Here is a 13679-nt window from a genome sequence, read left to right as displayed (position 1 = left end):
AGAAAGGCATTACGGCCCATCTGTTACGCTTAAGCCATGCATGGCGTCCAAGTTGCGCAAGAAACGGGGCAACTGCGGAGGGAATTAAAGTTTCGATGGGTCGAGTAATGTTACCCGGGGCCAAGCAGCCAGGGCCTCAAGATCTTTGGTATAGAGACCGTCGAGCTGGGTCCGTTCTTCCACCGACCATGGATCGAATCCTGGCGCGTCAGGGCCACGTGGATGAGCTCGGACCAGCCGCCTGACCATGGCACGATCCAGATCGCTCGCTTCATACAGCTTCATCATCTCGTCGATCGCCTGCTGGGAGAAGCCGGGCCGTTCGGAATGGTCGGCACGGCTCAGGGCCTCGGCGGGAATGTCGAGCAGATAGGACAGGAGACGCGTCTCGTTGTTACGAAGCGTCTCTGCCGTGTAGATCGTGATCGGAGAGTCCGGGAAAGTGTCGAGCAGGCCGGCGACTAGGGGTTGCCAGCTCAACCTCTCCAGCGGGGTGCGGAGAAAGCGGCGAAACGGTTGGAACGGCGTGGCCTTCAGCGCTTCGCAGTAAAGAGAGGGCAGGAACCCCGCGAAACCGCGAAGCCCCAGCACCAACTGCGGCGCTTCAAGCCCGAGATGATCGGCCATTTCGTCGGCGCGCCATGACCCTTCAGGATAGAGCCCCTCCGGGGACGCTACGTGCTGCACCAAGCCGAGTATGTTCTCGTCGAAGACTAGCTGGCAGCGGTCGGCCGGCGAAGCGGAAGGCGTTTCGGGCGTTCCGTGCAGATTCAGAAGCGGGCGGGTATGAGCCGTGCGAAACGCATCAAGCGATTGGTAGTCTACACGGTACTGTACCAAGGTCTCCCGCGAGGCTTCGAGACAAGCCTGTAGGAAAGTAGTTCCAGTCTTGTGGACGCCGAGCCAGTAGATCGGGCCTGCATGTTCTCTCATCTCGGCTGCTCCGTTCTGCCACTCGACTTCGTTCCAAGCCGCTCAATCGAGCCTGCAGGCTTGCCGCGTCGTGGCGTATTTCATAGGGGAAAGGATATAAAGGCGTTTCGAGGCCAGGGCAGGACAACAGCATGATCGAAGCCACAAGAAGCATCTATCCCTCTCAAGACCCTGTACAGGATCAGAAGCAGGCAGAGGCTGGTGTGGCACACGAGGCGGCTCTCGAGGATCTCGAACGGAAGCTGATGAAGGCAACCGCGCAGGCCGAACAGGGTGCCGAGCGGATTGCGAAACTTGAAGAACGGCTCGAGCGCGCGCAGCATGATGTCGTTGAGCTATCACGCGCGCTTATCCGGGAAACGCATCTTCGCGAAGCGGCGCAGGAGGAGATCGCCGATCTGCGCAGCAGTACGTCTTGGAGAATCACGAAGCCGCTCAGGGGCATTCGCCTTGCCTTGGGGCGCCGGGGCTAAACCCTAGCCGACTTGGCCAGAGCTTCGAAGCTTGCGACCATGGCCTCCATGCGATCATCCGAAACCGCCGCTTTCCCGTTCGGTCGTGCGGCCGCCGCGCGCAGATCGAAGATTTCACCCCGAATGGCATTCAGCTGATGTTCCAAGTGCGCCTGCTGTCGCATCATGGCCATGGCAAGAAGCCGGTTCTCAGCCGTGTTCAGGTCACCGGCGCGGATCGTGTCCAGTAACTCGGCGACCCACGGCTCGACTGAAGGCCGCAAGTTGTCCCGCCAGGCGCGCTGCGAAAAGCCGGAGACCGCACGGTGCGCCGCCGCGACCCATGCACCGATCACCGCCGGAGCGAGGCGTTCCATGTGCCAAGTCATGTTGCTCACCAGCCACCGCATGGCTTGAAGCCGAAGCGTGCGCTCCCGCCAGCCCAGATCCGCAGTGATCGTGTTGTAATGGGTAAAGAAGGCGAGCAGCTCCGTGCCGCGCGATGCCATGGTTTGGCCGGGCCTGGCAATGCGATGGCGACAGATCACCCTGTCGCAGAACAGGATCCGCTTCGCGGCGCGGGTCACTGCCCAATGAAAGGGATTGTCCTCAAAGAAAAAGTCTCCTTCGGGAAAGCGCAGCCTCTCGGCTTCGAGGAAGGCGCGCCGATAAAGCTTGCGCCAAGGCACGGCTATCAGTGCAATCGCGCGATTGCGTGCCTCCAGTCCCGTCAGGGTTTCGGCCCCCTGCCAACGACCGGCATCGGCGGGCAGTCGGTCGTGCCCTCCGGCCTCGTGCCATTCCAAGTAGTTTGCGATCAGAATATCAGCAGGGTTCTTTGAAGACAGCTCCGCGTCGAAACGATCTCGAGCGGCATTGAAGCCTTCGGCCTCGATCCAGTCGTCACCGTCAAGGAAGGCCACGATGTCGCCTCGAGCCGCGGCGAGACCAATATTGGCAGCGGGGCCGACGCCGCCGGGAGTGTTCCGGCCTAGAAGGATCGGGCGGAACACTACGCCCGGGGCCAGTTTGCCCGAATTCCCGAAGGCATAGATATGCCCGGGACCGTCATCCCCCGAGGCGTCATCGACCACGATCAACTCGTCGCCCGGGCGCAGGACGCGTGCTGCGCTGTCGAGCGCAGCCGTAATCCAGGGGCCCACGTCAAAGCTGGTGACGATCAGGCTAAGTGTGCTCATGCCGTCATCTCGCAGGGCTGCCATGCCAAATGAGCGTTGATCCGCTCCGCCAACTCGGGCTCGGCGACGGCGATCCGGGCGAATGCGGCGGCATCAAGATGCCGCGCGAGAAAAGCGCGGATCTTGGTCCTGAAACTGTCGTGGTGCTGAGGTGCGAGCTGTCCCAAGGCCCAATGAAAGAGGGCCATCACGAATTTCGCAAAGGGTACGGTGAAGATGGGACCCGCCTTCGCGATCTCCTTTGCCACCGGGTCCAGTGCGCAGAACATCTCCAGCCGTTCGGCGCCACTGCGATTTGTCAGCCGGGTGCCATTGCGCTGTACCACGTGGATTGCCGCGACCCGGTCCGACACCAGAATACGTTGCGCCCGCAGGAAGCTGAGCCAGTGCAGCTCGATGTCGTTATGCACCATGATTTCCGTGCAGCAGATGCCCGCCTCTCGCAGGAAACCGGTGCGATAGACCTTGTTCCATGGATAGGCGCTGATCTGGATCAGCTCGGGGACCTTCTCGGCAGGAAGCTCGCTCAGCGCACCGAAAACGCCGGCCCGCTCCCATAGCCGGTCGTCCCCAGCCAAGGGGCCCCAGCCACCGGCTTGGGCGATCCGGCTGTCGGCATGCGCGAAGACGCAGAAGTCGAAGCCCTCCCTAGGGAACTGGGCCATCAGGTGGGCGAACTCCGGCGTGAAGCGATCGTCGCTGTCAAAGAAGATAACGCGACTTGCAGTGACCTTCTTCAGGCCACGGTTACGCGCGTATCCAGCACCGCGCTGCTGCGCATTGCGGGCAAAAATGAGATCGGCGCCAAGCCTCTCGGCGGTCCATCCCATAGTGGCGGGATCTGCTGGTGTATCGGAGGCGTCGTCGACGATCACAACCTGACTTACCGCGTCGAGTCGGGAAATCTGCTCCAAGAGGCGGTCAAGGCCTTCGGCATCGTTCCAGACCGGGATTACAACGGCGAGATCGGGAGCAGAACTGTCAGGGGCTGCGTCGGTCATGCCGCGAAGATCCTCAGGTCGTGCAGATCAAGCCGAAAGGAGTTGGTGGGCAGGAACAAAACGATCTCGCGCCAAGGTGCCGTAGAGGGTAGGGTCTCATGCCGCCCGTCGGTTTCGAGTGCGTCGAGGTGCATCAGAGGGCGTGGCAGCGCAGCCACCTGTTTTTGAAAAAAGCAGTCCGAAAAACCGGTCCCGGTGCCAGAGCGCAGGCATGGCGCGACGGCCAAGGCATGCGGCGCACCAAAGCGCGCAGCCAAGCCAACGACACCGAGCCCGAACAAATCTTCGATGCCCAGTTTTATATGCAGACCGCACCAACGTGCGGGCCTTTCGTGGGTGATCTCGAGCTCCAGCAGCCGTCCGGCCGGGCTCGAGAAGCGGCCGCGCATGCCGGCATCCGGATCCGGTACGAAACGCACGCCCGGCACGATCTCCGCCTCCGGCACGATCTCGCCCGATGCTGTGCTCGCGCGCAGCCTCTCCAAGCTTTGTTGTGCCAAGGCGGCGGGTGGGGTCTCGGTCATGCGATCAGGTCTCGGTCATTGTCGGGCGGGAAGGGGCGCACTGCGCGCCTAACCCGGATCTCTCGGCAGACCTTCCTTCACTCATCTGCGAAAAGGTGTCCACCGGTCCGTGACAACCAAGCCGTCATGTCCATGTCCCATCTTGCTCATTCAGCACGGTGTCTCGGAAATCGGGCCAGTCCAACTCGTCCGCCAGTGCTTCGGCGGCCTGCCCCATGGCATTCAGACTGCCCGCCCGCTTACGTGCGAGGATCTGTTCTAGCGCCGCGATAAGCGCCGCCTCACCCGCTTCGCCATCGTAGAGCACACCCGCATCCCGGCCGCCAAGTACCTCACGTGTCATACCGACTTCGGGGATCACCACCGGCACGCCGAAGCTGATCGCCAGTAGTAGGGATCCGGAGGTGAGGATCTGGCGATAGGGGTAGACCGCGACATCGGCTGCCCGGAAATACAGCTGAAGTTCCATGTCACCGATGAAGCGGCCGGTGACCCGAATGCGAGCGCGTTCGGCCTCGCTCAGGGCGGGGACGAGATCCGTGAAGGGGTCGGTCTTGACGTCGCCCGCGATCAGCAGCAGTGCTCGGGGATGACGCGCGAGGATGTCGCGAAAGGCGGAGATCAGCGTCTCGACGCCCTTATAGCCGCGCAGTTGCCCGGTGAAGAGGATCACGTCATCTGCTTCATCGAGTTCGAGCGCCTCGCGCGCGGCGCGGCGGGAGACGAAATCTGGATAGGCCCCACGATAGGAGCCGTGCCGCGATATCCTTATCTTTTTACGGGGCAAGGCGAAGGTCTTCTCGATCTCGGGCACTGATCCTTCGGAATGCAGGTGCAATCGGTGCGCCAGTTCGACTAGCTGTCGCGACAGGGCGATCTCGAGTGAGGGAAAGCGAGAGTCGTGTGAGATTACGTTGTGCAGTGTCCAGACGATCCGGCCGCCGCGATGGCGGAACTCCGAGAGCCGGTCGAGGAAGCTATCGACACGTCGGCGCGCTTCTGTCTCGTCTGCCGCATTGCGCCAGAACTCGGCGGTCCAGTGAAGGTGGAAGATCACCGGGGCCGATTGCGCCTCTATCGCCGCGAGGGCCGCGTCGATGTCGCCTTCACAGATCTCGATGCCTTGGGTAGCGGAGGCGTAGAGTAGTCTCTGATACGGGTTGGATCGCACCACCGGCCAGACCATCATCAGCGGCACGTCCCGTCGGACCAGATCGAAGCGCCCCGCTTTGGCCGGCTGTAGCGCGTAGTAGCGGCTTTGGCCCGAGCGTTCGAGGGCAGCACGGCGCAAGGCGAGATCCTCGGTGCCGCTATCAACGGTCCAGGCCGGGCCAGGGCGGAACCAGACTTGCGGCTCTGACGAAACAGGGCCTTGTAACGACAGCTTCAGCAGCATGTCGCGAAAGCCTGCCGAGGCCGTCTCTACTCGAGAGTCCCAGCCCCCGGCCCGTGCCCATGCGCCGCGTCGTATCAACAGGCCGTGCGGCCCGGATGGCTTAGACAGGAGTTTTTGCCGTTCCGGCTGGACCGGCTGCGCGCCCGCGGCCGGGCAAATCGCCGCCGCTGCGTCTGGGCCTTCATCAAGGCTGGCCAGAAGGCGGGCGATCATGCCGGGGCCGGGGCGGTCGCCGAGGCCGAGCGGTAGCAGCAAGGGCGCCCGGCTGCCCGCGCATGCGCGGTTCAGCAACGCGCCAAGCGGTGCGACCGGACTCGGCAAGAACTGCAGCCGCAAGTCGTTGCGCAGCCGGCGGGGGAGCGCGCGCCGCAGCCGACCCGCTCGCCCCGAATGCGCCACGCAGATCTCGATGTCGCGCGGCCCATGCCGTTGCAGCGCCACGAGGCTGCGTAACAGGTCGCGAGGGGTTCCGATGATCGGCATGCCGATGCAGACCGCAATCCGGGGTGTGCCTTGCGCCTGCGCAGGCGTGTCATCGGTCGTCACCGGGCACAGCCTGCGCAGACGCATCCCATCGGTTTCGGGTGCAGCACTCCCGTCCTGTTCCGGGAAACAAGGCAGGGTTACCGGCACGAAACGGGCTCCTGAGATCCAAGCCCGGTATCCCAGTTCGCGCCCGGCCTCGAAGGTGTGGGTGAAGCCCGGATCAAGGCCGCCGATGTGGCGCAGCATCGGCCCGGAGAGCGCCATGTCCAGACCGGGGATCCGCAGGAACGGGTTGATGCCGTCGAACGGGCCGGTCTTCTTCAGGGACAGGAAGTTGCGCTCGCCCCTGGACAGGCCGCGCAGCGGCATCACGACCGTCTTGTCCAGCGCCACGAGATGCGCCATGCGCCGCAAGGCCGAGCGGTCGAGACGGGCGGGGCGCGTCAGGAACACCACGAGATCGGCAGAGACCGCGTGCCGCGCCACGAGCGCGGCGGCGGGTCGGCCGGGCAGGGCATGGCTGCAGCTGTCGATCCGCAGGCCGGGGAGGACGGGCGCGGCCTCCGGCTCGGCTCCGAACAGGGTCACGCAAACCGGTCCCACCTCGTCCTGCGCCGCTAGATCGTCCCAGAGTGACGGTTCGATCGCCCGGGCTGCAATCATAAGGTGAACGCGGAGCGGCGGCGGCCTTCCCGTCCGGGCCGCCTCCAGCAGCAGCCTCGAGAGGCCCGAGGGAACGAAGGGATCCGCCTCGCGCAGATTGGTGCCGCCATCCGGCCGGAACGGAGGCATGGGGACGATGCCCGCCCCCCCCGGCCGCGCCCCGCGGAGGCGGCGCAGCATGTCAGCCGTGGTCAACGACCGGCTTCCGGTGGCCGTGGGCGGGATCGCGGGGGCGCGGCATCAGAAGATGTCCCATGCCGCCCGGCGATAGCCCAACTCGTCCGCGGTTTCCGCGTCCCACTGGTTGCGGCGGAACATCATGTCGAAGCTGGCATCGCGGTCGCCGATGTCGCGCAGGTGGTCGGTGGCCTTCTGCAGCTTGTGAATGAAATGCGACTTCGGCGTGTAGAACATCCGGTAATCGGTGAGATTGCGCATCATGTCGCAATAGACCCTATCCGAGCGGTAGTGCCGGCCGAACTCGGCGTCGAGCGGCCCGATCGCCTCGATCACCTCGCGGCGGATATAGACCGCGAAGAAGGCGGCATAGGTCAGTTCGAGCGCGCCGCCGTCATGGTAGAGCGGAACCTCCGCCACGTTGCGGTGATGCGCCGAGATGTTGACATCGCACTCATAGCCTTCGCGCGCGAAGGGCACATGGGTACGCAGCGTCTTGGTGCCCGGCGGCAGGATCTGGCGCGGCGCGGTGATGCCAGCGCTGGGGGTGTCGAGACAGGCGCGCTGCAGCGCCTGCAAGGCGCCGGGCTGGGCAATTGCATCGTTGTTGAGCAGCACGATGTCGGCGTCGGGCCGGGCCTGCGCGATGCCCATGTTGACGGCGTGGGTAAAGCCGTAGTTGCGCCCCAGCGGCAGGAAGCGGATCCGCCCGGCATCGGCCTCGGATTGCAGGTAGTCGACGACCGGTGGCGCGGAGTCGTTGTCGACCACGATCACCTCGAGCTTCTCCTTCCAGTCGCGCGCCTGAAGCGCCTCGAGGCAATCACGGATATCATCGAGCGACTGCCAGTTGGGAATTACAACCGTGACCGGCCGGGTCAGCTCGGCCTTATCGGCCGTCTCCAGTTCCAGCCGCCGCCGTTCGAGCTGGCGACTGCGGACCTGTTGCAGGTCTCCCGCGAAGCTCGCATTTGCAGTGATCGCGTTCTGCGCCCGGTCAAAGTGGTAATGGCACAGCAGAACTGGCACTGAATAGACCCGCCCCAGATCGGTAGCGCGAAGCACCAGATCATAGTCGACGAAGCGCCGCAGGCTCTCATCGAAGCCGCCGAGGCGTTCAAGAAAGGCTTTCCGGTGTGCGAAGACGTTGTTGTCGACATAGTTATGGTTTTCGAGCAGCGCCTTGTTGAAATGCCCGTAGCGCACCGCGAGCGGCTCGGTCGAGCCACCGCGAAACAGCATTACGCCGGAATAGATCGCATCCGCATCGGGCAACTCCTCGAAGGCGCCAACGGTGGCGGCGAGATAGCGGGGATCCCAGGCATTGTCAGTGTCGAGATAGGCGATGATCTCGCCCCGAGCCTCCTTGAGCGCCGTATTGCGCGCAACAGTGACGCCCCGGTTCCGGTCGAGCTCAATCAGCTTGATCCGGGGATCGGAGATCCCACGCACCACCTTGGCGCTGCCGTCCTCGCTGCCATCATCCACCACGATCAGCTCGAAATTGCCGTAGCTTTGCGCCAGCACTGAGGCGATCGCCGCTTCGACCAGATCCGCCCGGTCGTACATTGGCATGACTACCGAGATAAAGGGTGGCTCTTGCAGCGCCATCGCGCGGCGCGACAGCCGCTCGGCAATGCCTTCCATTACAGCGAAGGCCCTCTTGTCCTCCTCCATAAAGGGCGCTTCGATCACCGGGTCGGTCATCGAGTGCTTTAGGAACTCTTGGAAGGTCGCGTAGTCACGCTTGGGTGGCGTCCACGAACAACTGCGCCTGAAGACCTCCCGCCCGGTCTCCTTGTCGATGAGCGCAACTTCGTGCGGCTTGCCATCCATCAGCTTGCCGGGCACCGACACCGAGAAGGCATGCCAGCCTTGGTTAACGCCGTTATCCCTGATGTCGGATCGAAATCCGATCGCCTCGACCTCGATCTCGATATCTTCCGTGCGCAGTAGACCGACCCGCGGTGCAGGATCTCCTGGGCGGGCGAGCCAGCCATTGATCGAGCGCCGGTTGGGCCGCAGCTCTAATCCGCCGCGAACGGGCTTTGGATCAAAGAGCTTCTCGGGCAGGTCGAGATCGCACAGCAGGTCGGATAGCATTCGTTTCTCACGCAATCCGCTCTCAGGAAATCCTGGTCCGAACGTTGTGCTCTGGTCCGGCGCTTCGACATCGATGAGACGGACCTTGCCGCCGAGCAGGGTCGGCATCAGGCCAAACAGGCGCTCCAGCGCATGGGCAATGGTGCCGTCATCCGTATAGGCGGAGGTGGAGAACTCGATCCCGCGGGTCGCCTCGAGCACCCGAGCGAGCACCTTGGAGGACATCCAGAAGCAGGTGCCGCCAATAAAGCCCCAGTCCTCCCGCTCAACATCGAAGCCGCCGAGCACATCGCCGAAGGTCTCGCGCAGCGTGGCCGCGTTCTTCCAAATGTAGGTTGGACCGTGCAGGTAGAGCTGCCGCGGTCCCGACAGCATGAGATTGGGGTCACGCCGGAAGGCTTTGATGGTCTGCGCCACTTGGTTACGGCCCCCGAGCGTGCCGCGTAGCAGCGCATGGCGCCAACGCTCCGGCTCCTTCATGCCCTTCTTCGTATGGATCTTGCAAATCGCGGCATAGCGGGTGAGGTCGTGCTGTCGCGCCAGCGCGATGAGCGCGCCGAGATCCTGCCCAGCATTCGGGATAGACATCAGGATCGCGCCCGGAAAGCTTTTCTCGAGGAACCGGACGGCATCGGCGGAGAACGTCTCGGGATAGGTGACGAAACGGTCGGCATCTTCGGGAAAATTCCCGACATAGGAGACGATCTCGTCGACAACATCAAGGTGGAAGGCATGCACGACCAAAGCGATCTGCCCAACATCGGGGTGGGGCTGATGACCTTCTTCCCGGCCGTGCTCGAGGTAGTCAATCAGCGGGTTCATGCCGGTCTCGATGAGTTCAGGCCGCTGCTCCAGATAATATGCGGTACTGAAGCTCTCGGAGGGATCACGGCGCAGGAGCGTGCCGAGCCTCAGGAAGTGCTCGAAGGGCGGGAGGCCGACCTTCGAGACGTCGGGGTAGGTCGCCTGATACCATTGTGCATCGAAGAGCCCGAGAGAGACGGCCTCGTTCTCATAGTCCCTGCCCGGTTCCTTCATGATGCCGCCTCTGGATGCCGTTTTGTTGCCTATTACCGGCTGGCCTCCTTCAAGGCAAACGCGTCCGCAGCGACCGGAGCCGGTGGCATCCAGCTCAGAACCTCGTCGAAATAGGGTCTCAGAAACGGCAAGCCGGGCGGATTGTGGCCCAGAGCTTCGTCCGCGCCGATCTCCAACCGGATCCGGGCGGGGTGCAGGTCCGTCAATTCTGAAAGAAACGGCACCACGTGGCGATCGTAGTGATAGCCGTCATGGATGTTTTGCCAGATGAGCGAATGCGGCACGTGGCCAGCCTGACGGAGCAGGGTCGCCAAGTGGAACCGGCTCTTGAAATGAGATTCGAGGCCCATGACGCTCATTCCTCCGAACCCATGGCGCGTGAGGTTCGCGATCTCGCTCAAGGCATGAAAGCGCAGCAGGTTGGTCTGGGGATTTACGGCGAAGGCCAAACTGCCGGGAAGATGTCCGGCGAAGCCGATCGAGGCGAAGCCGCCCGCGCTCGAGCCGAAGAAGAGCGTGCGCTCGGCCGGAACACCCAGTTTCGTCAGGAGCCGTGCCAGGAACTCGGCTATTTCGAGAAGGTAATGACACTGTCGCGTGCCCGTGAACCAGCCGACGCCAAAGTCCTCTCCCAATTTGAGCGTCGGGTCGGTCAGGCTGATGCCGATCCCTCCCAATTGGGAAAGCCAACTTGTCCTCTGGAAGTAGGGGATCGGGAAGGTCTTGCGATCGAGGTAGCCGGGGCTGAAGATGAGGGCGCGCCGTTCCTGTGAAGGGACGAAGTAGAGATCGAGTACGAAATTCTCGAAACGGACCGCGTAGTGGCCTTCTGCGACGAAGCGCTCCGTTTCAGAACTCGTGACTTCGAAGCGGTCGATCTGCATGTCGGTATCTTTCGTGCTCTTGGCAGGCGGTATGTCGGGAGGGTTACAGGGACAAGCCGGGAAGTGCGACCTTTCCCTCCCGTCCTGCTAACCCATCCTGAAGGGCCTGCTCGGCGATATACTCGTAAAGAGGAAGTTCCAGCGGCGCTCTCTCTGCCACCTTATTTAAGGCATCGGCCACGAAGCCGTGTCTAAGGCGTGATAGACTCGGATAGGGGTTCTGCACGCCCATCCAATTTGCAAAAAGCAGGAAGTTTCGCACATAGTAGTAGAGGAAATGACGGGCCGGGATGCCGCCCGCACCGGAGGCCTTGTGATGAACGAGGTGCAGGTCGGGCAGCACCATGCAGCGTACCCCCTTTCGGCGACCTGCGATCAGCCAGTGAGTTTCTTCGAAATAGAGAAAGTAGTGCTCGGGAATTGGCCCCAGCCGGGGCAGCGCTGAGCATCGGATGAACAGAGCGGCGCCGGTGAGACAATCGACCTCATAGGGCGCGGTAGGTAGGTCGGAGGCTGTCCTACCTGCGAGGAGGTGTCCTGTAGCAAAGCCGTCTTGAAGCGATACGAAGGAGCCCGCCGTGGCGATCCGGTCGCGGTTGGTGCCCCGGAAGATGACGGGGCCGAACACGTCGATATGGGGAAACTGCTCCGCCGCGGACAGAAGCCGGTCGAGCGCCGCGGCGTCGGCCTCCATGTCGGGATTCAGTATCCAGACGAACTCATGGCCTTGCGCGGCGATCCGTGAAAGGCCGATGTTGTTGCCGGCGGCATAGCCGAGATTCTCCTTCGCACGCAGCACGGTCACGTCCGGCAGGGCAGTCGACAGCTCCGCCACGCCCAGGCCGGGGCTGTCGTTGTCCACCACGTAGATGTCGACGTCGCGAGACGTCGATGCCCTGAGCGTCGACACCAACTGCCGCGTATCGTCCAGAGAGTCGTAGCACAGCACCAGCACCGCCACCCGCGGCGGTCGGCCGAGCCTCCTCAGTTTCCCGGCGAGGATATGGCTGGACGCCGCGAGGGGTGCAAAAACAGGCATAGCATGTTCTGATCCATGGGCTGCCTTGAATGCAAGGCCATCCCTGCCCGGACGCTGTCAGTCCGGGCAGGGGGCGATCAGCCGATATCCGACAGAAAACGCCCGTAATCGTTCTTTTGAAAGAGCTTTGCACGATCCCGCAGGGCCGCCGAGTCGATCCAGCCGGAACTAAAGGCGATCTCATCTGGGCTGCCAGTTTGCAGCCCCTGCCGCTTCTCGAGCGTGCGGACGAAGTTGCCCGCGTCGAGTAGCGATCCATGCGTGCCGGTGTCGAGCCAAGCATAGCCGCGACCCATACGCTCGACCGAAAGCTTGCCCTCGTTGAGATAACTTTCGAGTAGGGTCGTGATCTCCAATTCGCCACGCGCCGAAGGCTGCACGGAACGGGCTCGCTCCGAGGCGGAGCAGTCGAGGAAATACAGGCCGGTTACGGCATAGTTGGAGGGGGGCACCTCAGGCTTTTCGATGATCGAACGGGCCCGCCCGCGCTCATCGAAATCGACCACGCCATAGCGTTCGGGATCGGCCACGTGGTAACCGAACACGGTGCCGCCCTCGGTGCGGGCATCCGCTTGCGCCAGCACTTCGGGCAGACCGTGGCCGAAGAAGATGTTGTCGCCCAGCACCATGGCGGAGGGGGCTCCGGCCAGGAAATCCTCGGCCAGGATATAGGCTTGCGCCAGACCATCGGGGCTAGGCTGCTCGATATAGGTGAGCGAGATGCCCCACTGGCTGCCGTCACCGAGCAGGCGCCGGAACTGCATCTGGTCCTCGCGGGTGGTGATCACCGCGATCTCGCGGATGCCGGTCAGCATCAGCACCGACAGCGGGTAGTAGATCATCGGCTTGTCGTAGACCGGCAGGAGCTGCTTCGAGACCCCCATGGTGATCGGGTAGAGCCGCGTGCCGGACCCACCGGCGAGAATGATGCCCTTGCGTCGTGTCATAGTGTTCGTCCTGGCTGGGTAAAGGCGGGAAACAGGCGGTCGCCGTTTCCGAATTTCTGGTCGTAGAGAACGATGTCCTCGGCATAGAGCCGGGCGACATGTTCAATCAGCACGGCATCGTAGAGATCGGTACTACGGGGTATCCGTCCCTCACGGCGTAATGCCGCGAGTTCGTGTAGCGGCATGTCGGCGCAGATATCGCGCGGTGCGTCTGGCGACTGCTTCCATGTTTGGCTCGTGGCATGGTTAGTCAGCCCGCGCGCGTCATGCACGGAAATTTTGGCCCGGTTCTCAATTTCGGGGATGGCTTGAGCGAAACCTTCCAGCGCGTAATAGGCGTCATATTCCTCGTAGACGAGGAAATCGATCTGCGGTCGCCAGTGGATGTTCGCCCGCAGCATCGATGTGTCAGAAATTGCCATAACGAAATCACGGAAGCTCAGTTTATCCGGGTCCAGTTTGTCACGCGTCAACCGGTGCAACGCCCAGAACTCTTGTGTCCTACTAAGGATCTTGTCGAGAAAGCAGCTTGCGAGACGGCGGTGCGGACAGCGAAGGATCACGAAGCTGAAGGGCGCTGTTACCAACTCGCGCAGGCTAGCTTGAAAAGTGTGGTTATTAGCGTGGATCCAGCTCCATTGTTCCGGCCCTGAAATGCAACCGTTCGCTAGAGCGAGACTGTACCTCATGGTCGAACAGCCGTTCTTAGGAATGAAGCTGTAGACGCTGCCGCTGTCATAGGCCACGAGCGCGTGCGCCGCGGCGAAACCATGGGCGGAATTGGCCGTCAGTGGCATCACAGATGCCCCGGAGTGGCGGAGCTGGCGGCCCATCCTC

The 13679-nt window shown here is 62.8% G+C and carries 11 protein-coding genes; 1 reads left to right on the top strand and 10 read right to left on the bottom strand.

Annotated features, from left to right (window positions below; genetic code table 11):
* Window positions 1–84: 84 nt before the first annotated feature.
* On the bottom strand, window positions 85–933 hold the full coding sequence (locus tag ACRAQ3_RS20550) for a hypothetical protein (RefSeq protein ID WP_432257133.1): 849 nt from the start codon (window positions 931–933) through the stop codon (window positions 85–87).
* A gap of 131 nt (window positions 934–1064) precedes the next feature.
* Between ACRAQ3_RS20550 and ACRAQ3_RS20545 the strand changes: the two genes are divergently transcribed.
* Window positions 1065–1406, top strand: a complete 342-nt coding sequence (locus ACRAQ3_RS20545; protein ID WP_432257132.1) for a hypothetical protein — start codon at window positions 1065–1067, stop codon at window positions 1404–1406.
* On the opposite strand, the gene ACRAQ3_RS20540 is transcribed toward ACRAQ3_RS20545, so the two are convergent.
* The 9 genes from ACRAQ3_RS20540 to ACRAQ3_RS20500 all read right to left on the bottom strand — a co-directional run bounded on the left by ACRAQ3_RS20540 (window position 1403) and on the right by ACRAQ3_RS20500 (window position 13675).
* Window positions 1403–2584, bottom strand: coding sequence for a glycosyltransferase family 2 protein (locus tag ACRAQ3_RS20540; RefSeq protein WP_432257131.1), 1182 nt, complete (start codon window positions 2582–2584; stop codon window positions 1403–1405). The genes ACRAQ3_RS20545 and ACRAQ3_RS20540 overlap by 4 nt on opposite strands.
* On the bottom strand, window positions 2581–3585 hold the full coding sequence (locus ACRAQ3_RS20535) for a glycosyltransferase family 2 protein (RefSeq protein ID WP_432257130.1): 1005 nt from the start codon (window positions 3583–3585) through the stop codon (window positions 2581–2583). The genes ACRAQ3_RS20540 and ACRAQ3_RS20535 overlap by 4 nt, the downstream gene beginning before the upstream one ends.
* Window positions 3582–4109: a hypothetical protein gene (locus tag ACRAQ3_RS20530; protein ID WP_432257129.1), complete on the bottom strand. Its 528-nt coding sequence runs from the start codon at window positions 4107–4109 to the stop codon at window positions 3582–3584. The genes ACRAQ3_RS20535 and ACRAQ3_RS20530 overlap by 4 nt, the downstream gene beginning before the upstream one ends.
* 124 nt (window positions 4110–4233) lie before the next feature.
* Window positions 4234–6444: a glycosyltransferase gene (locus tag ACRAQ3_RS20525; protein WP_432257128.1), complete on the bottom strand. Its 2211-nt coding sequence runs from the start codon at window positions 6442–6444 to the stop codon at window positions 4234–4236.
* A 450-nt stretch (window positions 6445–6894) separates the two neighbouring features.
* Window positions 6895–9972, bottom strand: coding sequence for a glycosyltransferase (locus ACRAQ3_RS20520; RefSeq protein ID WP_432257127.1), 3078 nt, complete (start codon window positions 9970–9972; stop codon window positions 6895–6897).
* Window positions 9973–10004: 32 nt separating this feature from the next.
* A complete protein-coding gene (locus tag ACRAQ3_RS20515; RefSeq protein WP_432257126.1) occupies window positions 10005–10856 on the bottom strand; it encodes a hypothetical protein in 852 nt (283 codons plus the stop codon).
* A 43-nt stretch (window positions 10857–10899) separates the two neighbouring features.
* Window positions 10900–11805 (bottom strand): glycosyltransferase, encoded by a 906-nt coding sequence (locus tag ACRAQ3_RS20510; RefSeq protein ID WP_432257125.1) that lies wholly within the window; start codon window positions 11803–11805, stop codon window positions 10900–10902.
* Window positions 11806–11972: 167 nt separating this feature from the next.
* Window positions 11973–12842 carry a glucose-1-phosphate thymidylyltransferase RfbA gene (gene rfbA / locus ACRAQ3_RS20505; RefSeq protein ID WP_432257124.1) on the bottom strand — a complete coding sequence of 290 codons (870 nt, stop codon included), beginning with the start codon at window positions 12840–12842 and terminating at the stop codon, window positions 11973–11975.
* Complete coding sequence (locus ACRAQ3_RS20500) at window positions 12839–13675, bottom strand: sulfotransferase family 2 domain-containing protein (protein ID WP_432257123.1); 837 nt, start codon at window positions 13673–13675, stop codon at window positions 12839–12841. The genes rfbA and ACRAQ3_RS20500 overlap by 4 nt, the downstream gene beginning before the upstream one ends.
* Window positions 13676–13679: the final 4 nt, after the last annotated feature.

This window comes from Limimaricola sp. AA108-03 (assembly GCF_050847355.1).
GTDB lineage: Bacteria > Pseudomonadota > Alphaproteobacteria > Rhodobacterales > Rhodobacteraceae > Limimaricola.
Note: the sequence above shows the minus strand (reverse complement) of the source record. Positions and strands in the feature narration are given on the sequence as shown.

Bases quoted from the DNA above. Each gene is read 5' to 3' on its own strand.
- ACRAQ3_RS20500 (WP_432257123.1), bottom strand. From the start codon at position 13,675: ATGGGCCGCCAGCTCCGCCACTCCGGGGCATCTGTGATGCCACTGACG.
- ACRAQ3_RS20520 (WP_432257127.1), bottom strand. From the start codon at position 9,972: ATGAAGGAACCGGGCAGGGACTATGAGAACGAGGCCGTCTCTCTCGGG.
- ACRAQ3_RS20530 (WP_432257129.1), bottom strand. From the start codon at position 4,109: ATGACCGAGACCCCACCCGCCGCCTTGGCACAACAAAGCTTGGAGAGG.
- ACRAQ3_RS20550 (WP_432257133.1), bottom strand. From the start codon at position 933: ATGAGAGAACATGCAGGCCCGATCTACTGGCTCGGCGTCCACAAGACT.
- ACRAQ3_RS20515 (WP_432257126.1), bottom strand. From the start codon at position 10,856: ATGCAGATCGACCGCTTCGAAGTCACGAGTTCTGAAACGGAGCGCTTC.
- rfbA (WP_432257124.1), bottom strand. From the start codon at position 12,842: ATGACACGACGCAAGGGCATCATTCTCGCCGGTGGGTCCGGCACGCGG.
- ACRAQ3_RS20535 (WP_432257130.1), bottom strand. From the start codon at position 3,585: ATGACCGACGCAGCCCCTGACAGTTCTGCTCCCGATCTCGCCGTTGTA.
- ACRAQ3_RS20545 (WP_432257132.1), top strand. From the start codon at position 1,065: ATGATCGAAGCCACAAGAAGCATCTATCCCTCTCAAGACCCTGTACAG.
- ACRAQ3_RS20540 (WP_432257131.1), bottom strand. From the start codon at position 2,584: ATGAGCACACTTAGCCTGATCGTCACCAGCTTTGACGTGGGCCCCTGG.